The sequence below is a fragment of the Devosia sp. LjRoot3 genome (assembly GCF_964252865.1).
Taxonomy (GTDB): domain Bacteria; phylum Pseudomonadota; class Alphaproteobacteria; order Rhizobiales; family Devosiaceae; genus Devosia.
On the sequence record NZ_CAXUPK020000005.1, the window covers coordinates 201,183 to 222,158 of the forward strand.

24 protein-coding genes and 1 tRNA gene are annotated in these 20,976 nt (G+C 61.5%); 8 read left to right on the plus strand and 17 right to left on the minus strand.

The genetic code is table 11. The features are described from left to right. Positions 1–3 precede the first annotated feature (3 nt). From ACSQ2A_RS18285 to purC, 7 genes are all read right to left on the minus strand, one after another. Positions 4–597, minus strand: coding sequence for a hypothetical protein (locus tag ACSQ2A_RS18285; RefSeq protein ID WP_436073385.1), 594 nt, complete (start codon positions 595–597; stop codon positions 4–6). 81 nt (positions 598–678) lie between these two features. After that, positions 679–2,904, minus strand: coding sequence for a phosphoribosylformylglycinamidine synthase subunit PurL (gene purL, locus ACSQ2A_RS18290; protein ID WP_436073386.1), 2,226 nt, complete (start codon positions 2,902–2,904; stop codon positions 679–681). Continuing rightward, positions 2,901–3,512 carry a DJ-1/PfpI family protein gene (locus tag ACSQ2A_RS18295; protein ID WP_436073387.1) on the minus strand — a complete coding sequence of 204 codons (612 nt, stop codon included), beginning with the start codon at positions 3,510–3,512 and terminating at the stop codon, positions 2,901–2,903. The genes purL and ACSQ2A_RS18295 overlap by 4 nt, the downstream gene beginning before the upstream one ends. Before the next feature lie 33 nt (positions 3,513–3,545). Then, positions 3,546–4,214 (minus strand): phosphoribosylformylglycinamidine synthase subunit PurQ, encoded by a 669-nt coding sequence (gene purQ, locus ACSQ2A_RS18300; RefSeq protein WP_436073388.1) that lies wholly within the window; start codon positions 4,212–4,214, stop codon positions 3,546–3,548. Between the two features lie 202 nt (positions 4,215–4,416). Further along, positions 4,417–5,484: an acyltransferase family protein gene (locus tag ACSQ2A_RS18305; RefSeq protein ID WP_436073389.1), complete on the minus strand. Its 1,068-nt coding sequence runs from the start codon at positions 5,482–5,484 to the stop codon at positions 4,417–4,419. 260 nt (positions 5,485–5,744) lie between these two features. Further along, positions 5,745–5,987: a phosphoribosylformylglycinamidine synthase subunit PurS gene (purS, locus tag ACSQ2A_RS18310; protein ID WP_056307425.1), complete on the minus strand. Its 243-nt coding sequence runs from the start codon at positions 5,985–5,987 to the stop codon at positions 5,745–5,747. 17 nt (positions 5,988–6,004) lie between these two features. After that, positions 6,005–6,769, minus strand: coding sequence for a phosphoribosylaminoimidazolesuccinocarboxamide synthase (purC, locus tag ACSQ2A_RS18315; RefSeq protein WP_056307427.1), 765 nt, complete (start codon positions 6,767–6,769; stop codon positions 6,005–6,007). 230 nt (positions 6,770–6,999) lie between these two features. Here purC and ACSQ2A_RS18320 point away from each other — a divergent pair, with 230 nt between their 5' ends. After that, complete coding sequence (locus tag ACSQ2A_RS18320) at positions 7,000–7,323, plus strand: DUF1476 domain-containing protein (protein ID WP_295411688.1); 324 nt, start codon at positions 7,000–7,002, stop codon at positions 7,321–7,323. A 56-nt stretch (positions 7,324–7,379) separates the two neighbouring features. On the opposite strand, the gene ACSQ2A_RS18325 is transcribed toward ACSQ2A_RS18320, so the two are convergent. Genes ACSQ2A_RS18325 through rpe form a run of 4 tightly spaced genes read right to left on the minus strand, consistent with a single transcriptional unit; the run spans position 7,380 to position 10,386 of the window. Next, entirely contained in the window at positions 7,380–7,799 is a 420-nt protein-coding gene (locus ACSQ2A_RS18325) for a GNAT family N-acetyltransferase (RefSeq protein WP_436073390.1), read from the minus strand. Continuing rightward, positions 7,796–8,347 carry an RBBP9/YdeN family alpha/beta hydrolase gene (locus tag ACSQ2A_RS18330; RefSeq protein ID WP_436073391.1) on the minus strand — a complete coding sequence of 184 codons (552 nt, stop codon included), beginning with the start codon at positions 8,345–8,347 and terminating at the stop codon, positions 7,796–7,798. Before ACSQ2A_RS18330 ends, ACSQ2A_RS18325 begins: the two co-directional genes overlap by 4 nt. Further along, on the minus strand, positions 8,344–9,675 hold the full coding sequence (gene purB / locus ACSQ2A_RS18335; RefSeq protein ID WP_436073392.1) for an adenylosuccinate lyase: 1,332 nt from the start codon (positions 9,673–9,675) through the stop codon (positions 8,344–8,346). Before purB ends, ACSQ2A_RS18330 begins: the two co-directional genes overlap by 4 nt. Positions 9,676–9,705: 30 nt before the next feature. Continuing rightward, entirely contained in the window at positions 9,706–10,386 is a 681-nt protein-coding gene (rpe, locus tag ACSQ2A_RS18340; protein WP_436073393.1) for a ribulose-phosphate 3-epimerase, read from the minus strand. A 215-nt stretch (positions 10,387–10,601) separates the two neighbouring features. Here rpe and dgt point away from each other — a divergent pair, with 215 nt between their 5' ends. From dgt to ACSQ2A_RS18355, 3 genes are all read left to right on the plus strand, one after another. Beyond that, on the plus strand, positions 10,602–11,945 hold the full coding sequence (gene dgt / locus ACSQ2A_RS18345; RefSeq protein ID WP_436073394.1) for a dGTP triphosphohydrolase: 1,344 nt from the start codon (positions 10,602–10,604) through the stop codon (positions 11,943–11,945). A gap of 463 nt (positions 11,946–12,408) precedes the next feature. Then, a complete protein-coding gene (locus ACSQ2A_RS18350; protein ID WP_295411693.1) occupies positions 12,409–13,146 on the plus strand; it encodes a cytochrome c biogenesis CcdA family protein in 738 nt (245 codons plus the stop codon). A 118-nt stretch (positions 13,147–13,264) separates the two neighbouring features. Further along, positions 13,265–14,524, plus strand: a complete 1,260-nt coding sequence (locus ACSQ2A_RS18355; protein ID WP_436073395.1) for a GNAT family N-acetyltransferase — start codon at positions 13,265–13,267, stop codon at positions 14,522–14,524. Here ACSQ2A_RS18355 and radC read toward each other — a convergent pair. Both radC and map read right to left on the minus strand, forming a co-directional pair. Then, positions 14,516–15,208, minus strand: a complete 693-nt coding sequence (gene radC / locus ACSQ2A_RS18360) for a RadC family protein (protein ID WP_295412262.1) — start codon at positions 15,206–15,208, stop codon at positions 14,516–14,518. The genes ACSQ2A_RS18355 and radC overlap by 9 nt on opposite strands. Before the next feature lie 35 nt (positions 15,209–15,243). Further along, a complete protein-coding gene (gene map / locus ACSQ2A_RS18365; RefSeq protein ID WP_295411695.1) occupies positions 15,244–16,074 on the minus strand; it encodes a type I methionyl aminopeptidase in 831 nt (276 codons plus the stop codon). Positions 16,075–16,195: 121 nt separating this feature from the next. Between map and ACSQ2A_RS18370 the strand changes: the two genes are divergently transcribed. Together ACSQ2A_RS18370 and gpt are read left to right on the plus strand one after the other, a co-directional pair. Beyond that, entirely contained in the window at positions 16,196–16,966 is a 771-nt protein-coding gene (locus ACSQ2A_RS18370) for a competence/damage-inducible protein A (protein WP_436073396.1), read from the plus strand. Between the two features lie 71 nt (positions 16,967–17,037). After that, positions 17,038–17,544 (plus strand): xanthine phosphoribosyltransferase, encoded by a 507-nt coding sequence (gene gpt, locus ACSQ2A_RS18375; protein ID WP_436073594.1) that lies wholly within the window; start codon positions 17,038–17,040, stop codon positions 17,542–17,544. A gap of 220 nt (positions 17,545–17,764) precedes the next feature. Here the strand turns inward: gpt and ACSQ2A_RS18380 are convergent, their stop codons facing one another. The 3 genes from ACSQ2A_RS18380 to ACSQ2A_RS18390 form a co-directional block, all read right to left on the minus strand. Then, on the minus strand, positions 17,765–18,631 hold the full coding sequence (locus ACSQ2A_RS18380) for a hypothetical protein (RefSeq protein WP_436073397.1): 867 nt from the start codon (positions 18,629–18,631) through the stop codon (positions 17,765–17,767). 133 nt (positions 18,632–18,764) lie between these two features. After that, positions 18,765–19,442, minus strand: a complete 678-nt coding sequence (locus tag ACSQ2A_RS18385; protein ID WP_436073398.1) for a spermidine synthase — start codon at positions 19,440–19,442, stop codon at positions 18,765–18,767. A gap of 29 nt (positions 19,443–19,471) precedes the next feature. Beyond that, positions 19,472–19,556, minus strand: a tRNA-Leu gene (locus ACSQ2A_RS18390). 79 nt (positions 19,557–19,635) lie between these two features. Here ACSQ2A_RS18390 and ACSQ2A_RS18395 point away from each other — a divergent pair. Then, a complete protein-coding gene (locus tag ACSQ2A_RS18395) occupies positions 19,636–20,016 on the plus strand; it encodes a RidA family protein (protein WP_035083308.1) in 381 nt (126 codons plus the stop codon). Next, entirely contained in the window at positions 20,016–20,294 is a 279-nt protein-coding gene (locus ACSQ2A_RS18400) for a hypothetical protein (RefSeq protein WP_436073399.1), read from the plus strand. The genes ACSQ2A_RS18395 and ACSQ2A_RS18400 overlap by 1 nt, the downstream gene beginning before the upstream one ends. On the opposite strand, the gene ACSQ2A_RS18405 is transcribed toward ACSQ2A_RS18400, so the two are convergent. Continuing rightward, on the minus strand, positions 20,295–20,966 hold the full coding sequence (locus ACSQ2A_RS18405) for an RluA family pseudouridine synthase (RefSeq protein ID WP_436073400.1): 672 nt from the start codon (positions 20,964–20,966) through the stop codon (positions 20,295–20,297). It lies immediately after the preceding gene. Positions 20,967–20,976: the final 10 nt, after the last annotated feature.

Below are 20,976 nucleotides of genomic sequence, written 5' to 3' on the forward strand. Positions count from 1 at the left end.
GTGCTATTGCGCCGGGGCCGACTCCGTTTCGGCGGTGGCGCCGATGCAGCATTCTGCGTCAGAGCGTGTAGCGAAATTGGCCACGATGAAATCGACGACCGGGCGAATCTGCTCGGCAACCGAGGTGGCGTAGATGCAGTCGAGCGCATAGCCGCGGCCCGAGGCGACCGTTTCGGTGTGCACCAGCGTCACAGGTACGTTCATAGGCGAGCTTTCGCTCGTGCCTTCGTAAATGAGCGCCGTCGCGTCCTGATATTGTGTGGTGCCGGTATTGCCCAGGACAAAGCCGGGGAATGTTTCGGACCACGCGGTGGCCACGGCGGTGGTGTCGAGGCTCGACAGTGCTGAGTCGGCCGTCCAGTCTCCGTCCTCCACCGGCACAACGCTAAGATCGCATTGCAGCGGCGCGTCGGGATGGTTGATCGTCAGGGGCTCGCCGGCACCGCCAGCGGCGATCATCGCTTCGGGATAGATCAGCGTGTAGGGCTGGTCGGCAAAGATGGAGCGCGTGACGTTGACGCTCTGACCAAGCGCTGCAACCGGCATGGCTGCTGCGCCCAAACCCACGACGATCGCCAGAAAACGCTTCGATCTCATCAGACGCTCCAGAAAATACTACGCCGCCCTTTGGCGTACCAAAGAGCGGCGATCATATGGCAGGCGCCGGCTAAGCGCTAATCAAGCCGACATATAGTTGGGGAACCAGTCTTCGTGGGCCGATGTCAGCGCGGCCACCGAAACCGGCTTGGCCTTGCCCAGAACGAGGTCCGTACCGCCGGTCGTGCCGATCCACGGCGCCTCGATGCCAAGCGACTTTGCCTCTTCCCAGAGCGCAACAATCTCCTCGCCCTGCGGATCGAGGTTGAGCGTCAGGAGATAGCGGCCCTGGTCTTCACCGAAATACTGCAGCAGCGGATCGTGGCCTTCGACATCCACGACAGTCGCGCCGATGCCGCCGGAAATCGCCATTTCGGCCAGGGCAACACCGAGGCCGCCATCCGACAGATCGTGACAAGCGGTAACCACGCCCGAACGGATCAGCTTGCGGACGAAGTCGCCAGTCTTGCGTTCGGCAGCAAGGTCCACATGCGGGGCATCGCCATCGCGGCGATCGAAGAGGTCGCGCAGATAGATCGACTGACCGAGATGCGTTCCGCGCAGGGCCGGACCGCCGATGAGCAGGATCGGCTGGTTGGCTTCGGTAAAGCCGATGCGGACGCTCTTCTGCCAATCGGGCAAGAGGCCAACGCCGCCAATGGTCGGCGTCGGCAGAATGCCGCGGCCATTGGTTTCGTTGTAGAGCGAGACATTGCCCGACACGATCGGGAAATCGAGCGCACGGCAGGCATCGCCAATGCCACCCACGGCCTTCACCAGCTGGCCCATGATTTCCGGGCGCTCGGGATTGCCGAAATTGAGGTTGTCGGTCGCTGCCAGCGGCTCTGCACCGGTAGCGGTGAGGTTACGCCAGCATTCGGCCACGGCCTGCTTGCCGCCCTCATAGGGGTTGGCTTCGCAATAGCGCGGATTGACGTCCGAGGTAAACGCGAGGCCCTTGCTGTCATGGCCGAGCACACGGATCACGCCGGCATCGCCGCCCGGACGCTGAATGCTGTTGCCCTGGATCATCGTGTCGTATTGCTCGTAGACCCAGCGGCGCGACGAGCACTGGTGGCCGCCAACGAGCTTCAGAAGCGCATCGGCAACGTCCATCTGCGGCACGTCATTGGCTGCGAGCGCCGCCGGAATCTTCGGCTCGACCCAAGGACGATCATATTCTGGAGCCTCGTCGCCGAGTTCCTTGATCGGCAGATTGGCGACTTCCTCGCCCTGCCAGAGTACGCGGAAACGCAGGTCGTCGGTGGTCTTGCCGACGGTGGCAAAGTCGAGTGCCCACTTTTCGAATACAGCGCGGGCCTCCGGTTCTTTTTCCGGATGCAGCACCATGAGCATGCGCTCCTGGGATTCGGAGAGCATCATTTCATAGGCCGTCATATGCTCTTCGCGCACCGGCACCTTGTCGAGGTTCAGCTCGATGCCGAGGTCGCCCTTGGCGCCCATTTCGACGGCCGAACAGGTGAGGCCAGCAGCACCCATGTCCTGAATGGCAATGACGGCACCGGTCGCCATCAGCTCAAGGCAGGCTTCCAGCAGGCGCTTTTCGGTGAAGGGGTCGCCGACCTGCACGGTCGGGCGCTTTTCCTCGATGTCGTCGCCGAACTCGGCCGAGGCCATGGTCGCGCCGCCAACGCCATCGCGGCCCGTCTTGGCGCCGAGATAGACGACCGGCAGGCCGACGCCTTCGGCCTTGGAGTAGAAAATCTTGTCGGTGTCGGCGAGGCCGGCAGCAAAGGCGTTGACGAGGTTGTTGCCGTTGTAGCGCGCGTCGAACTCGACTTCGCCGGCCACAGTCGGCACGCCGAAGGAATTGCCATAGCCGCCAACGCCGGCCACGACGCCGTGCACCAGGTGCCGCGTCTTTTCGTGCTCAGGTGCGCCAAAGCGCAGCGCGTTCATCGCCGCGACCGGGCGGGCACCCATGGTGAAGACGTCGCGCAGAATACCGCCCACGCCGGTCGCCGCGCCCTGATAGGGCTCGATGAAGCTCGGGTGGTTGTGCGATTCCATCTTGAAGACGACTGCCTGACCATCGCCAATATCGACGACGCCGGCATTTTCCCCCGGCCCCTGGATCACGCGCGGCCCCTGGGTCGGCAGCGTGCGCAGCCATTTCTTCGAGCTCTTGTAAGAGCAGTGCTCGTTCCACATCGCCGAGAAAATGCCGAGCTCGGTATAGGTCGGCTCGCGACCGATCAGGTCGAGAATCTTCTGATATTCATCCGCCTTGAGCCCGTGGTCGGCGACCAGCTGCGGGGTGATTTCGATGTCGTTACGAAGGGTCATCGGGTCGTTCCGTAGGGGGGCTCGGGGTAATATTCCATGGCGCGCTGCGTCTCATGGGCAAGGTCGTGGCCGAAGAGATGGCCGACGAACCACAGCGACATATCGATGCCGGCGGAAACACCGCCGCTGGTGACGACGCTGCCATGGCGGACATAGCGTTCGTCAGCGGAGAAGTAGGCTTTGACGGCCATGCTGCGGACCCAGTCCATGGCGGCGTGGTTGGTCGTCGCCCGCTTGCCATCAAGGAAGCCGGTCTGGCCCAGCAGGGCTGCGCCGGTGCAGACGGACGCCTGCCACTTAGCCGCGGCCAGATAGTCGCGCAGAGTATCGATGAACGCGTCATCCATGATGACGGTACGCGTGCCCTTGCCACCCGGCACAATCACCAGATCGGCGTGTGGGGCATCGGAAAAGTCGTAGTCGGCTTCGATGCGCAGGCCCTTGGCGCAGCGCAGTGCCTTTTCCGGCCATGCGAGCGTGAAGGCTTTGAGAGGTGCGCCCAGCTGCGCGGCCATGGTGAAGACTTCCCAGGGGCCAACGAAGTCCAGTTCCTCGACGTCGGGAAAAACGACGATGCCGACATTGAGTGGATTGTTTGCATCAACCATGCTGCTCTCCCACTGCGATTGAGGCCGTTGGCCTCAGGCCGCCTTGTCGAGGAGCGCCGCAAACAGCGCGCGCCCATCAATGCCGCCATGTGCAGCCTCGATGAGGTTCTCCGGGTGGGGCATCAGGCCGAGCACATTCTTTTCCGCGTTGAGAATGCCGGCGATATTGTTGATCGAGCCGTTGGGATTGGTGCCCTCGGCATAGCGGAAGGCAACGCGCCCATCGCCTTCAAGGGTCGCCAGCGTCTCGGCATCGGCGAAATAGTTGCCGTCATGGTGAGCCACCGGGCAGCGAATGATCTGGCCCTTGGTGTAGCCATTGGTGAAGACGTTGTCGGTATTGGTGACTTCGAGCTTCACTTCGCGGCAGACGAATTTCAGCGAGGTGTTGCGCATCAGGGCGCCCGGCAGCAGGCCTGCCTCGATCAGGATCTGGAAGCCATTGCAGACACCCAGAACCTTCACGCCCTTGGCGGCACGTTCGCGGATCTTGTCCATCATCGGAGACCGGGCAGCGATGGCGCCGCAGCGCAGATAGTCACCGTAGGAAAAACCACCCGGGATGACGATCAGGTCGACATCAGGGATGTCGGCGTCCTGATGCCAGACCTCGGCAGGCGCCACGCCCCCGATCTTGGTCAGCGCCGCGATCATGTCGCGGTCGCGATTGAGTCCGGGAAACACGATGACGGCGGCCTTCATCGGGCGATCCTTGCTGTGTCTGAACTGATGCGAGGCCCTTGTGATCAGTCTTGCTCGAAAAGGCAAGGGGGCTGGGGGATTCCCCATGACTTTGTGACAGCGCTGCATCGCGGGCCGCGCCGTCTGCCCCCGCGCATCTGCATGTGCCTAAAGCAAAATCCCCGCTTTCGCAGGGATTTTGTATCTTGTCGGCGAATGGCTCCTATTCGGCGGGCGCGGCCACGGGCCTGGCCGATTGCGAACCCGGCAGATGCGCCCAGGCCGGACGCTCGAACAGGAACTTGCCAAAGCCAACCTTTTCCGTGATCCACCACAACACCAGTGGCGAGCCAATCGCGACGACCATGATGATGAGGCTCACGAGGTTGGGCTCCTCGATGCCCACGGCAAGCAGCAGGGTGCGCGCAATGCCCATGGGGAGGACGAACGCCACGTAGACGACCAGAGATTTGGTGCCCATCCAGCGCAGCCAATTCATCCAAGGCAGGCGAACCAGAAGCGCCGAAGCAATGCAGATGGCCACTGAGCCGGCCAGCGCAGCCAGAAGATGAACGCCGGGCAGGGCGCCCCAACCCATCTGGATATGCACGGGATCGAGACGGAAGCCCGGTGTGAAGACGAGAACGGCATTTACGACCGCCCATGCCGCAAGCACGCCAAGCGCTGCGCCGACATGGCCGAACGACCAATCGGCGATCCGGAAGATCTGCGGCGCAAAGACATAGCCGGCGTAGAAATAGACGAAATAGGCGCAGAACTGGTCGATGAGGTAGCTGCCGGTATGAACCGCTGCCATCTGCAGCACCGCCCCCACCAACAGCGCCGCCCAATGCGGCACCTTGAACTGGTGTAGCAGCTTGCTCGTGAGCCCGAAGATGCCGAGCATGTAGATGAACCACAGCACGCCATAGGGCTCGACTACCGCCCAGGCGAGATAGCTCAGCGCGCCCACGGGATCGCGGCCGATAAGCGCCACCTTGAAGACGATGTGGATCACCGCCCAGAGCGCGTAGAAATAGAAGTAGTGGACGATCCGGCGATCGGTATAGGCACGCCATGGCCGGTCGATGACCTGGCTCAGGAACAGCCCCGAAATCAGGAAGAATTCGGGCATGCGGAAGGGCATGGCAAAGGCGATGGTCCAGTGCAGGAAACCGGTCTGGCCGGTATCCTCACCCACGCTCGATGCACAATACATGATGACGACGAGAAAGATCGACAGGCCCTTGGCCATATCAACCCAATCAAGTCTTTGCTTGCCCACGGCCATTGTCGCGCTCCCATGCGATTTCGGCGCACGATAGCAAACGCTCGACACCAGCCGGTTAAGGCCAGCAGTCAGCTTCTAGACAATTGTTGGCTTGGTAAGAAATGCCCTAAGGCCGTCCGTCAGACGGGAACCGAGGCGTAAGCTGCGAAAAGCAGGCCGATCGAGGCGAAAAACATTACTGAGAGAGCAATCTGGGTCTTACGCATGTGCATACGGTCCTGCGCCATCTGCGGCGCGTAATCTGTTATCGCAATTAAGCGTTAATTAGAGATTTCGATCTGGTAGTTTTCGATCACGGTATTGGCGAGCAGCTTCTCGCACATGCCGGTCAACTGCGTCCGTGCGGCTTCCACATCGGTGCCGTCGAGAACGAGATCAAAAACCTTGCCCTGGCGGACGCCCTTGACGCCGCCAAAGCCGAGGGAGGCCAGGGAGCCTTCAATGGCCTGGCCCTGGGGATCGAGAACGCCAGCCTTGAGCGTGACGGTAACGCGCGCTTTCATGGTGTCTTCCCGAAAAGCTACTGAACGAGTCGCGGACCGGTGGTCAGCGCATTGTCGTTTTCAACGAGGATGCCGAGGCGCTGGGCCACTTCGCGATAGCTTTCGACGAGACCGCCGAGGTTTTCGCGGAAGCGATCCTTGTCCATCTTGTTGCGAGTCTTGATGTCCCACAGACGGCAATTGTCCGGGCTGATTTCGTCAGCCAGCACGATGCGCATCAGGTCGCCTTCATAGAGGCGGCCGCATTCGATCTTGAAGTCGATGAGCTGGATGCCGACGCCCATGAACAGCCCGGTCAGGAAGTCGTTGACGCGGATGGCGAGGCTCATGATGTCGTCGAGCTCGGCCGGGGTGGCCCAGCCGAAAGCGGTGATATGCTCTTCCGAAACCATCGGATCCTTGAGCGCATCGTCCTTGTAGTAGAATTCGATGATCGAGCGGGGCAGCTGCGTGCCCGCTTCGAGACCCAGGCGCTTGCAGAGCGAGCCGGCGGCGTAATTGCGCACGACCACTTCGAGCGGGATGATCTCGACTTCCTTGATCAGCTGCTCGCGCATGTTGATGCGGCGCAGGAAGTGGGTCGGGATGCCCATGGTGTTGAGCTTGGTGAACACGAATTCGGAGATTCGGTTGTTCAGCACGCCCTTGCCGTCGATGATCTCAAGACGAGCGCCGTCTCCGGCCGTGGTGTCGTCCTTGAAATACTGGACCAGAGTGCCCGGTTCAGGACCCTCAAAAAGGATCTTGCCCTTGCCCTCATAGATTTTGCGTCGACGATTCATGGGGGTTTCCGCTGCCGTGAAAAAGTGCACCGTTTAGGCGCGCTTCATGCGCCAGAATGGCACGGAATTGCAAGCTCTTTCGTGTCGGCCCAATTGGCGCCGCAGCAGACTGTGGTAACCGCCACACAAGGTCGCATCCCCGCGGCTTTCCGTTGATTTGCGTGTTCCAACCGCCTATGTCGGTGGAGAACGGCCGGGCGACCGGCAGGCAAAGCCATATGGGAGAGACCATGAGCGGGTTCGACGAGCGTCAGAAGGGCCAGGAAGCCAAGTTTGCTTTCGATTCTGAAAAGAAATTCAAGGCCGAGGCACGGCGCAACAAGCTGCTCGGCATCTGGGCGGCAGAGTTGATGAGCCTTTCGGGCGACGAAGCCAAGGCCTATGCCGCTGAAGTTGTGGCTGCCGATTTCGAGGAAGCCGGCGATGAGGACGTGTTCCGCAAGGTTTCGAGCGACCTCAAGGCCAAGGGCATTTCCATCGGCGACGACGTGATTCGTCAGAAGATGGCGACCCTGGTGACCGTCGCTAACGAGCAGATCGCCGCGGAAGGCTGATCTGGCCGACACAAGAGATTCGGAGGGAGCCGGCTTTGTCGGCTCCCTTTTTGTTTTCAGGCGGGTTTGACGCGTGTCGCCATGCCGATCGAGGCAGGCATGACCGGCTCGAAGCCGTATTTGGCATAGAGATGCCGCGCGTCGCCGTCGGCGATGAGGCTGACATAGGCGCCCTCAGGAGCCTCATTGTTCAGCCTGTCCATCAACGCCGTCATGATACGCTTGCCCAACCCCTTACCCTGATGGGCTGGCTCCACGGCGATATCGACGATCTGGAACGCCGTCCCGCCATCGCCGATGACACGGCCCATTCCAACCGCCTTGCCCTCGAACTTCAGCGTGACGCCGAACCAGCTATTGGGCAGGCCAATGCTGGCGCCCTCGTGCGTCTTGGGGCTCAGCCCGGCGACAATGCGCAGTCGCAGATAGTCATCGACGGAAGGTATTTCGGCCGCAAGGGAATAGGCGTCAGTCATAGGCGTTGCATCAACCGCGTAAACATCATCAGGCCTTCGGGCCAAGGGCCATGGCCCGAATAGACATTAATATGCCCGGCGTCGCCCGCCTGATGGAAATCCGAACCCCAGGCCGCCGCATAGTCAGCGGCCCGCTCCAGAGAGCAGAACGGGTCAGTCGAGGAAATCACCAGCAGCGACGGGAAGGGCAGGGGATCGCGCGACACTGGCCCGAAGCATTTGGCCTCTTCCGGCACGTCCGGATTAAGCTCGACGTCGGGCGGGGAAACCAGCAAAGCGCCCTTCACGACGCCTTCCTGGAAACGCGACGCGGCCTGCACCAGAGCGATGCAGGCGAGCGAATGGGCAACCAGAACAACGGGCCGCTTGGCCAGTTTGACGGCTTGGATGATGGTATCGATCCAGTCTTCCGGATCGGGCTCATCCCAGTCGGCCTGCTCGACAATGGCGGCCGTCGACATCTTTTCTGCCCAGCGCACCTGCCAGTGGCCCGGGCCGGAATTGCCAAGACCCGGCAGGATCAGGATGTCGGTGTCAACAATCCTCATGCGCCGAAAACTCGGGCGAAGATCGTGTCGACATGCTTGAGGTGATAGCCGTCGTCGAACATGTCGTCGATCTGCGCGTCGCTCAGCGTCACCTCAGGATCGGACTTGAGATTTTGGGCGAAAAGCCCGGTGCGGTCACCCCGGTGCTCCCAGACCTTCATGGCATTGCGCTGCACGGCAGCATAGGAATCTTCGCGGCTATAGCCGGCCTGAGTCAGCGCCAGCAGCACGCGCTGCGAATTATGGAGACCGCCAAGCAGGTCCAGATTCTTGCGCATGTTTTCGGGATAGACGACGAGCTTGTCGATCACGCTCGTGAGGCGTGCCAGCGCAAAGTCCAGCGTCACCGTCGCATCCGGCCCGATCATGCGCTCGACCGAAGAGTGCGAGATATCGCGCTCATGCCACAGCGCCACGTTTTCCAGCGCCGGCACCACCATGCCGCGCACGAGGCGGGCAAGACCAGTGAGGTTTTCCGTAAGCACCGGGTTACGCTTGTGCGGCATTGCCGACGAGCCCTTCTGGCCCGGCGAGAAATATTCTTCGGCTTCCAGCACTTCGGTGCGCTGCAGGTGGCGGATTTCCACGGCGACGCGCTCGATCGACGAAGCGATTACGCCGAGCGTCGCGAAGAACATGGCGTGGCGATCGCGCGGGATCACCTGCGTCGACACCGGCTCGACGGAAAGCCCGAGCTTCTCGGCCACATACTCTTCGACCTGCGGATCGATATTGGCAAAGGTGCCGATGGCCCCAGAAATCGCCGCCGTCGCGATCTCATCGCGCGCGGCAACAAGGCGGGCCCGGTTGCGAGTAAATTCCGCATAGGCTTCGGCCAGCTTCACGCCAAAAGTCGTCGGCTCGGCGTGGATGCCGTGGCTGCGGCCGATAGTGATGGTTTTCTTGTGCTCCATGGCCCGGCGCTTGAGCGCGGCAAGCAAAGCGTCGATATCGGCGAGCAGAATGTCCGCCGCCCGCTTCATCTGCACCGACAGCGTCGTGTCCAGAATGTCCGAAGAGGTCATGCCCTGATGCACGAAGCGCGCATCCGGCCCGACGATTTCCGAAAGATGCGTCAGGAAGGCGATAACGTCGTGCTTGGTCGTGCGTTCGATCTCGTCGATACGCTCCACGTCAAAGCCATAGTCGCCCATCTCCGCCTTGCGGGCGTTCATCACGTTCCAGATCTTGTCGGCGCTCTCCTTCGGCACGACGCCCAGTTCCGCCAGCTTGCTCGTGGCATGGGCTTCAATCTCGAACCAGATGGCAAAACGGGTCTCGGCCGACCAGTTGGCAACCATTTCGGGACGGGAATAGCGCGGAATCATGGGTTTAGCCTCGGCAGTTCAAAAGTGGAGTCATGCGATACGGCCGGTCGCCGCATCACGAATGGCCGCAATGCGGCCGGCATAGGTTTTGGGATCATTGCCGCCATAAACGGCGGAACCGGCCACGAGCACATTGGCCCCGGCATCGACGATTTCTCGCGCATTCTCCGCGCTCACGCCGCCATCGACCTCGAGATCGATAGCGCGCCCGCCGATCAGCGCCTTGGCCTGCCTGATCTTGTTGATCGACTCAGGAATAAAGCTCTGGCCGCCAAAGCCGGGATTGACGCTCATGATCAGCACCAGGTCGACATTGTCGATCACGTGCTGGATCGCCGAAACGGGCGTCGCTGGGTTAAGCGCCACGCCGGCCTTCTTGCCAAGCCCGCGAATGGCCTGCAGCGACCGATGAAGGTGCGGTCCGGCCTCAGCATGCACGGTGATGATATCCGCGCCGCCTTTGGCGAAATCAGCCAGATAGGCGTCCGTGGGCGCGATCATCAGGTGGCAGTCGAACACCTTGTTGGTGACACCACGGATCGACTTCATGATCGGCGCGCCAAAGCTGATATTGGGGACGAAATGCCCGTCCATCACGTCGATATGGATATAGTCCGCGCCGCCGGCGACGATGGCTGCCACTTCGTCTCCCAGCCGCGAAAAGTCCGCGGAGAGGATCGAAGGAGCGATGCGAAGAGGACGGGCCGACATCAGGAGGCACCTCAGCGACAGAGCGTTTTCAGGCAATCGGTCTGGCTATAGGGCGGCAGGCGCGCTTGGGCAAGCGGACTCTATCTAGCCTTTCGTGGCAACGGCGGTTCCATATCCGCACGGGCGCATAGCTGTTGAAAAGACCGAGCTTCGGCAGGACTCCAGCGTCCCTGGCGGTTCATATCCATAGCTGCCCGCCTGCGTGAGGACCTGCCATGGAATGGAACCGCCTGATTTCCGAGGACCGTCTCGGCGACAAGAAGCCCTCTTCCCAGGCCAGCCGGTCGATTTTCGTGCAGGATCATGATCGCATCATTTTCTCCGCACCCTTCCGGCGCCTCGCCAACAAAACCCAGGTTCAGCCGCTCTACGAGCACGACCATGTGCACCATCGCCTGATTCACTCCATCGAGGTCAGCAGCGTCGGCCGGTCCCTCGCCATGCGTATCGGGCATTGGCTGGTCGAGCAGCAGTTCCTCAAGCCCGGCGAGGAACACAACCTCGCCAATATCGTGCAGGCCGCCAGTGTTGCGCATGACATCGGCAATCCACCGTTCGGCCATTCCGGCGAAGACGCCATGGGCGCCTGGTTCGCTGAGCAGTTTGCCGCGGGCAGGGGCCTGGCCGGTGATGTCGAGGCCGATCTAAGGCCCGAATTCACCGCCTTCGAAGGCAATGCCCAGGGCTTTCGTATCCTCACGCGCCTCGAAATGCGCCGCAACGATGGCGGCATGCGCCTCTCCAAGGCAACGCTCGGCGCCTTCATGAAATATCCCGTGACCGCCAGGACCCGAGCCGCGGTCAAGGCCCAGGGCGACGCCAGCTATGTAGGCCTCAAGAAATTCGGCGTTTTCAGCAGCGAGGAGGCGCTATTCGCAGATGTCGCAACCACCCTCGGGCTGCCCGAGGAGCATGTCGGCGACCAAAAATGGTGGCGCCGCCACCCGCTGGTCTTCGTCGTCGAGGCCGCAGACGACATTTGCTACAATATCGTCGATATCGAGGACGCCTTCACCACCGGCGAGCTCTCCTACAAGGAGGTCGTCGACATATTGGTGACGGCCGCCAAGCCGCGTGATGCGAGCGCCGGAGACAGAAGCCAGGCCGAGCATGTGGCCATGCTGCGAGCCATGGCCATCGGCGAGGCCATCGAGAGCTGCGTGGAGGCATTCAAGGCTCACCACCAGGAAATTCTCGCGGGCACATTCTCCGGCGCGCTTACGGAAGTCTGCGAAATGGCGCCGATCTTCGAGAACATGCGTAAACTGTCCTCCGACCACATCTTTACTGCCCGCCGCAAAACCGAACTCGAAATCTCCGGCCGCCGGATCATCTACAATGTCATGTCTGGCATTCTGCCGGTCTTTGAAGATCTCGCCGTGGCAGGTTGGAACGCCGAGCGCCTAGGATCGCGTTCGCAGCAACTGGTACGTGCCCTCGATCTCGACCTGCGCAACCTGGCGACGCCCGCCCAGGCATTGCACTCCCTGGCAGACTACACGTCAGGCATGACCGATCGCTATGCCCTGCGCATCTCCAAAATGCTGTCAGGGCATTAGCTTAGAGCGTCGCCGCTTCGGACACATGGCGCGGTACTCTGTCCGGCGCGCTCCGGTCCGGCAAGGGCACAGGCTGAAATCCGGTAGTTTCCCCCTGCCACTGGGCGACTTCCCGTCGGCAGTGCGAGCAGCCGAGGACGGTGCCCAAGGGCAGGCTATCGGTCGTGATTGAATTGGTATGGCCGCAATGCGGGCAACTGATCGTCAAAACTGAAAATGAACTCACTGCGGTCACCTTCGGTTTTGTGGCAGCAGCTTGAACCTCTTGCAGGGCATTTGACTGTCGTCGCTGAAGCCACGGCAAGGACAGCGACAGGGTGAGCCTATGCCCATCGAATCGAGCTGTCATGCCCTATCTGATTCCGACGGCCAACCGCCGCTCACTTCCGTGCGATGCGACGGGAAGGCCAATTGCTTTATGCCGCCGCCGCGCTACACAGATGCCGGACTTTGGAGCGTCGCCGTGGAATTCTCTCTGCCTTTGATCATTGGTGCGGGCATCCTGAGCTTTCTCAGCCCTTGCGTCCTGCCGCTTGTGCCGCCCTATCTCACCTATATGAGCGGCGCCAGTTTCGACCAATTGCGGGCCGAGGCCGATACCGGTGCGGGCAAGCTGACCTTCAAGGTCGCCATCACCTCGCTCTTCTTCATCCTTGGCTTTTCGGTCGTCTTCATAGCGCTGGGCGCTACGGCGACCGCCTTCGGCCAGGTTTTCCGCCAGCTCCTGCCGATCATGACGCCGGTTGCCGGCGTCGTCATCATCGCCATGGGCCTGCATTTCCTCGGGGTCTATCGCATCGGCTTTCTTGACCGGCAGATGCGCCACAATGGTCCCGGCGTCGCCTCTGGTCCGCTCGGCGGCTTTCTCCTCGGCCTTGCCTTCGCCATCGGCTGGACGCCCTGCATCGGCCCGGTGCTTGCCGCCATTCTGTCCGTTGCCGCCAGCCGCGAAACGGCCTGGGAAGGCGCTTCGCTCCTTGGTCTTTATTCGCTCGGCCTCGGCATTCCCTTCTTCCTCGCCGGCATCGCCATCGGCCCCTTCCTGACCTTTTTCCAGTCGTTCAAGCGCCATCTTCATACGGTGGAGAAGGTCATGGGCGGTCTGTTGGTGGTCACCGGCATCCTGTTCCTCACCGGTAACTTCACCCGCATTTCCTACTGGTTCCTCGAAACCTTCCCTGTGCTGGCGAACTTCGGCTGAGGCAGGGTTTCATTAACCGTCCAAAACTTTCCGCAGGTCTGAGAACAATTTCTGCGCGATCTTCAGCCCCGATTTACTCCAATGCGCCAAGACTGGCGGCGTCATTTGGACGGGGAAGATGGACACGGCCGACGTGGGAAACCAGCCATTGTTGCGCGCGCTCGCTGAAAACGGCGAAGCGGCCGGTCTTCAGGCCGGCACTTCGGCGCGTCTTGGCTCTGCCATGACTGCCCGCCGCACGCATGACATCGGCGAGGTCGAAGCCGTCTGGCGCTCCCTCACGGCCGATGGCGTCGAATCCCCCGGACAGAGTTTTGACTTCATCCGCCTCTGGATCGCCGATCGCGGCATTGCGCCCAAGGATCAGTGCTTCGTCGTCGGGGAAGTAGACGGCGAGCCGGTCGCCCTTCTGCCGCTGCATCGTCGCCGCCAGATGGGCATCACCGTCTACACCTGGTTCCCGCGCTCGCAGGTTGGTTGCTACGCGCCGATCTCAGACTATCACAAGCTGGCGCTGCTCGGGCCAGAGGGCCGTGCGCAGCTCTGGCAAACCATTATCGGCCAACTGAACGACGCTGACGCCGTCTATCTTCGCGCCATTCCGGGCGAAATCACCGGTTTTGGTGGTCTTTTCGACGAACTCGGTTCGCCCCTGGAAGTAGACACCCTCTACCGCTCGGAATTTTCTTCTTGGGAAGACTGCGACAAGCTCCAGCGCAGCCGCAGCCGCCGCAAACACGATCGGCAGCAGGGCGACCGTCTCGCCGCCCTCGGTGAAATCGGTTTCGATCTGGTTACCGATCCGGTGGCCGGCAAGGCTGCCATCGACGTCATGTTCCGCCAGCGTTCAGCGCGTTTCCACGCGCAGGGCATCCGCGACACCTTTGTCTGCGACAATCTCATCGACTTCTACCACAAGGCCATGCAGCCCGGCTCCGGCCTCGACATCCGTCTCCACATCCTCCGCCTCAATGGCGAGATCGTCGCGGTGCGCTACAATGTCGTGCACGGCAACCGCATGTTCTGCCTCATCTCCTCAATGAGCGACGACCCGGCCATTCAGGCGGGTTCGCCGGGCAAGCAATGCCTGCTGCGCGTCATGCAGACCGTGTTCGATTCCGGCTTTGCCATGTTCGACATGGGCTCCGGTTTCACCGACGAAAAGCGCCACTGGTGCAATGTGCAGACGCCGCTCCGCCAGCACTATATCGGCCTCACCGTGAAAGGCCGTCTGTCAGTCGGCTTCCACCAGCAGTTCCAGAAGCTCCGCGCCCAGGCCAAAGCCAGCCCGCGCGTGAAATCAGCGCTGCGCCACTTCCGCCAGTTCACCGACAAGCTTTTTGGCCGCCAGCAGCAACAGCAGCAGCCGTCAGATTAGCTTGAGCCCCCGCATCGAAGCGTGCCCGGCGCGCCCGATGATGATGTGGTCATGGAGCGTAATCCCCATCTGTTTGGAAATCTCAGCGATTTCCCGCGTCATCCGCACGTCGGCTGCCGAGGGCGATGGATCGCCCGATGGATGATTGTGCACCAGGATCAGCGCTGAAGCCGACAGTTCCAACGTCCGCCGGATCACCTCGCGCGGATAGACCGGCGTATGATCTACCGTGCCAACCTGCTGCACCTCGTCGGCGATCAGCCTGTTCTTCTTGTCGAGAAACAGAATGCGAAACTGCTCGACGCTCTCATAGGCCATGGCGCTGCGGCAGTAGTCGATCAGCTCGGACCATGACGACAGGATCGGCTTTTCGACATCGATCTGATCACGCCCAAAGCGCTGCGCTACGGCCTGCACCACTTTGAGATGAGTAATGGACGTTTCGCCCAGGCCCTTGACCTCGGCCAGCCGGGCAGGGGACGCCCCCAGCACTTCCGAGACGGACCCAAAACGCGCCAACAGGTCCTTGGCCAGCGCCTTGGTGTCCCGCTGCGGCAAGATCATGTGAAGCAGAAGCTCGAGAAGTTCGTAATCGGCCAGCGCATTGCCGCCCACTGTATTGAAGCGTTCACGCGCCCGCTCGCGATGCCCAAGATAGTGCGGCTTTATCGGCGCTTCCGCCATGCCATTGGGTCTGCTCTCGGGCTTGTCGCTCAAGACTACTTCCGCGTTGCGAGTGGATTGAAGAGGCCGCCCGGTGAGAGCGTGAAAATCTCGTGGCCGGTTTCGGTGATGCCGATCGAGTGCTCGCACTGTGCCGACAGCGTCCGGTCGCGCGTCACCGCCGTCCAGCCATCCGAAAGGATTTTCACGTGCGGCTTGCCCAGATTGATCATGGGCTCGATGGTGAAAATCATTCCCGGCTTCAGCGGCACACCCGTACCCGGCGTCCCGAAATGCAGGATATTTGGCTCGTCATGGAACAGGCGGCCGACGCCATGGCCCACGAAATCGCGGACGACGCTCATGCGTTCGCCCTCAGCCACAGCCTGAATAGCCGCGCCGATATCGCCCGTCGTATTACCGGGCTTCGCCGCCGCCAGCCCCGCTTCGAGCCCGGCATAGGTCACTTCGATCAGCCGCTCGGCCTTCCGCGAGATTTCGCCCACCGGATACATGCGGCTCGAGTCGCCATACCAGCCATCGACGATCAGTGTCAGGTCGACATTGACGATGTCGCCCTCGCGCAGGCCCCGGTCATCGGGAATACCGTGGCAGACCACGTGATTGATCGAGGTACAGACCGAGTGCCGATACCCCTTGTAGAACAGCGTCGCCGGCACCGCGCCATTGTCGCGGGCGAACTCATAAGCAATCTGGTCGAGCTTGGCCGTGGGCACGCCGGGTTCGACATACTCCGTCAGAATATCGAGCGCCTGGGCCGTCAGCGCCCCGGCCTTGCGCATGCCCGCAAAGCCATCCTCGCCATGCAGCGGGATAACTCCGGGGGTACGGCGAGATTTGGCGGATGCGTCGACGTAGGTAACCATCAAGGACTCCAAGGGAATGCCCAAATCTAGTCAGTTGCTCGTCCGATTGAAAGAGCTTCACCAGCTTGACGGCGGACAAGGCCGGGGGCATTCCTCGTTCTTCATAGAACCGGAACAATCAATGTCGACCCAAACTCGTGTGACAGCCGGCCTTTTGGTGATCGGCGATGAAATCCTGTCCGGAAGGACCAAGGACGTCAATATCGGCGCCGTCGCCGATTTCTGCACGGATCTGGGAATCGACCTGACAGAAGTGCGCGTCGTCAGCGACGTCGAAGAGTCCATCGTCGAGGCCGTCAACGCCCTGCGCCAGCGCTACACCTATGTCTTCACCACCGGCGGCATCGGCCCGACGCATGACGACATCACCGCCGACGCCATCGCCAAAGCCTTTGGCGTCGCCCTGCCGATCAACGCCCAGGCCCGCGCCATGCTCGAAGCGCGCTGGAAGGAAACCGGCACCGAGGTCAACGAAGCGCGCCTGCGCATGGCCCGCATTCCCGAAGGCGCCGATCTCATCGTCAATTCCGTCAGCGCCGCCCCCGGCTTCCGCATCGGCAATGTGCATGTCATGGCCGGCGTACCCGTCATCATGCGCGCCATGCTCGAAGCCCTGACGCCCACGCTCAAGGGCAGCAAGAAGGTCCAGTCCATCACGGTGAAAGCTGCCGTCGGCGAAGGCACGCTCGGCGGGCCGCTCGCCGCGCTGCAGAACGAATATCCCGATGTGAAAATGGGCTCCTATCCCCAGATGGGCAAGGATCGCGTCATGACCGAACTGGTCCTGCGCTCCTCCGACGAGGCCCTGCTTGCGGAAGCTGGGGAAAAGGTCCGCGCCATGGTCGCTGCGGCCCACGCAAAGGCCGGAATCGCGCCTCCCGACGGGGAATGATTGGCGTCCGGCCCGTCCTTTGATAAGGACGGTGCCCAAACCCGTTTTTGGCGCCCGCCGCCCCTCCGGAGATCAATGCGTTGAGCAATCCCAACCAGAAGTCGTTTCCCGTCACCTGGGACCAGTTTCACCGCGATAGCCGCGCGCTCGCCTGGCGCCTCGCCGGCATGGGCACTTTTGACGCCGTGGTCGCCATTGCCCGCGGTGGCCTCGTCCCGGCCGCCATCGTCGCCCGCGAACTCAATATCCGCACGGTCGAAACCGTCGCGGTGAAGAGCTACGATCACCAGAACCAGAGCGGCATCAAGGTTTTGAAGGAAATCAGCCGGCCCGTCCTCGACATCGTCAAGAACGGCGGCAAGATACTCATCGTCGATGACCTGGTCGACACCGGCAACACCGCCCGCGTCGTCCGCGAAATGCTCCCCGGCGCCCACTTCGCCACCGTCTACGCCAAGCCCAAGGGCCGCGAACTCGTCGACACTTTTATTACCGAAGTCAGCCAGGACACCTGGATTTTCTTCCCCTGGGACCTCGACGTCGCCTACGTCGCCCCGATCTCCGGCGGCACCGACTGATCTATCCCACTTATCCCCGCCCCAAGCGGCCATGAGACCCTGCCTCCGCATCAAAGCGGGGGCGGGATATGGCGGGGTGGAACGCAATGCGTGCGACTAGTGGCACGCGCGTACAGCACAAGTTCGTACGGCATCGCGCGTAGCTTCGGTGGCAGCAGAAACGGTACCCTGTCGCTCTCCTGATTTCTGCGGCGCCAGTTCAGCGCCGGGAGTTAGCGGCCTACGTTTGCAGCAGCCGTTGCCACCAGCTCAACCTTTTCGGTCTATGGGCCGCTCGCAGTTCGCTATCAAGCCGAGCACCATTCTTGAAGAACTCGGTCGACTGAAAGTGCCGGATGATCTCCCGGTGACGATCCAGTCTTATAGCAAACTGGGTGGGGTCGGGCGCGTCGCGCCTCACAATTCGGCCTTTGAACAAATGTCCAAGCAAGAGTTGCTGTAGTTCCACATTCAAATCCCCGAGGTAGGCTCCCACGAGGCCACTCTCCCGCTGATACGCTTCGACAAGGATTCCAAGGTCGTCGATATGCCGACCTTGAGAAGCCGCATAGGGGAAGGTGCCACCCTGCGGGTTATCCGTAGGAAGCTGCGTCATTAGCGTTCTGCTCAATGCAGCAAACGCCACGCTCACGGTGTGACTCTGGAAGCCGAACGCCATTCGAAATGCCTCGAGACGCGGGTCAATAATTGCCCATTCTTCTAGAAATAAATGCACCTCACCAGCGGCTCGTCCTTGTTCAAAGTGAAGGCTCGAAAACTCGGGGAACCGCTGTGAGGGAATGGACGAAGGGATGCCTTGCTGTACGAGGTCGGCGTGCACTCGGATCGCCATATTGGCTCTGGTCAGGTACGAACTGACTTTTCTTTGGGCATCCGCGGCGGTCTGTATCTTTCCAAGCGCCAAGTTGTAGATTTCGAGCTTCTGGGCGTCACGCGCGGCCTTTAAGGTATTGCGCCTATTTGCCCAAGCAGTTCCAAGTATGGTTAGAAATCCGAGAACAAAGATGCTGAATTGGGTCGCGGCGGTAAACACCTGCGGCTGAAGAGCCGTAGGGAGCGAGTTAAGCCATCCCCAGAAATCGACCAACTACTCTGCCCTCATGCACTCAATATGAGCACCCTCGCACGATAGTGTTAGTTGGCCTAGTGCTGAGTAGGGTCGGTTTTGCGATTCCGAGAGTGGCGACAACAAGCTCCATCGGCGCGTTCACCAAGACCGCCTACCGCCCCTTCGTCCCCAGCCAAATGACATGTCGCGCGCCCTTACCGCCGCTGCGTGCCCGCACATTCACCTCATCCACCGCAAAACCCGCCGCAGCCAGTCGCTTGGTGAACGGCGCGCTAGGATGGGCCGACCAAACCGCCAGCACGCCCCCCGGGCGCAACGCCGCCCAAGATTTCCGGAGCGCCGCCAGCCCATAGAGCTGGTCGTTCTGCTCCCGGCTCACTCCATCCGGCCCATTGTCGACATCGAGCAGGATGGCGTCGTAGGCATCTTTGCCCGCAGCGATCACCTTGCCGACATCGTCATTGATGATTTTCACCCGCGGATCATCGAGGCAGGTGCCGAAAACTGGGGTCAGCGGACCGCGAGCCCAGGCAATGATCTCGGGCACTAGTTCCGCCACGACGATTTCGCTATCCGCCCCAAAGCACCCCAACGCCGCGCGCAGGGTAAAACCCATGCCGAGGCCGCCGATAAGAACCCGCGCCTTTGCCCTGCCGCCGATGCGCTCGGCGCTGAGCGTTGCGAGAGCTTCTTCCGAACCGCTGAGGCGGCTGTTCATCAACTCATTGGTGCCGAGCATGATGGAGAATTCGTCGCCGCGCTGCATCAGTTTGAGCTGCGTCTTGTCGCCCGGAACATTTGCCGTATCGAGATGTATCCACGGTCTCATGAGCGTCTCGAAACTTGCTGTGTGAGGGATGGTGCGGGCGACGGGAATCGAACCCGTACAGCGTTAGCCGAGGGATTTTAAGTCCCTTGTGTCTACCAGTTTCACCACGCCCGCTTGGCTCGGTGGCCCGTGTTTGTCACAAGGCGATGCGCAAGACAATTGCGCCCAGACGATTCTCAACCCCGGAGACGAGATGATCGAACGCATCGAAACCGGCATCGCGCCATCCTCCGCGCCGATCAATGACGCCGTGCGCGCCGGCAAGCATGTTTGGCTCGTCGCCATCGCCGAAGACCCGGTCACCGGCGACATCGTCGAAGGCGGCATCGAGGCCCAGGCCCGCCGCTGCATCCAGAATATCGAGATCGGCGTCAAGGCCGCCGGCGGCACGCTGGCCAATCTGGTCATGGTGCAGATTTTCCTCACCGACAGCGCCGATGCGGCCGGCATGAATGCCGTTTATCGCGAATTCTTCACCCAGCAGCCGTTTCCGGTTCGCGCGACCGTGGTCGTCAAGGAACTGCTGGCGAAGGGCCTGAAAATCGAAATCACAGCCACGGCGGTACTGGACTGATGCTCCTCAAACTCGCTCTCCTGGAAGACATCAAGGCTGGCAAGGTCGACGTCATCTTCCGCCGCTGGAACCGTCCCACCGTAAAGCCCGGCGGCACGCTCAAGACCAAGCTGGGCCTGCTGTCCATCAAGTCGATCACCGACATGAGTGCCGACGACGTTACCGATGCCGACGCCAAGCGCGCCGGGTTCAAGGATGTGCCCGATTTCCGCAAGTGGCTCGATACGATGAAGGAGGGCAGCCTCTTCCAGCGCATCGAAGTGGCGTTTGAAGACTGATCAGAACGGCATCGGCGCCACGAAGGTCATGAATTCGCCCGTGGTGGGATGGGTGAAGCCCAGTTCCGCCGCATGGAGCTGCAGCCGGTCCGCGGCCTTGAAATCATCGCCCTCGGCATAGAAGGCGTCGCCGAGGATGACATGGCCCAGCGCCTTCATGTGCACGCGCAATTGGTGCGTGCGCCCGGTCAGTGGCACGAGCTTTACCCGCGTCGCATTGGCCTCGCGCTCGATGACTTCCCATTCGGTCTTGGCGTGGCGGCCATTTTCATAGTCGACGCGCTGGCGCGGCTTGTTTTCCCAGTCGGTCGCGAGCGGCAGGTCGATGACGCCCCTGTCCTCGGCGATCACGCCTGAAACCCGCGCCACATAGCTTTTGGTCGTCTGCCGGTGCTCGAACTGGCTGCCGATGCGGCCATGGGCACGCTTGTTGAGCGCCATCACCAAAACGCCTGACGTATCCTTGTCGAGCCGATGGCACATGCCCGCCGTCGGCCATTTCTGCCGCGCGCGATATTCGATGCAGTCCCAAAGGCTCGGGTCCTTGCCGGGGACACTGAGAAGCCCGCTCTGCTTGTCGACCACCAGAATGTCGTCGTCCACGTGGAGGACGTTGAGATAGGGATCGGTGGGCGGGAAATAGTCGAGCAATGTGGGCATGGGACCGGGCATGGACGCCCCT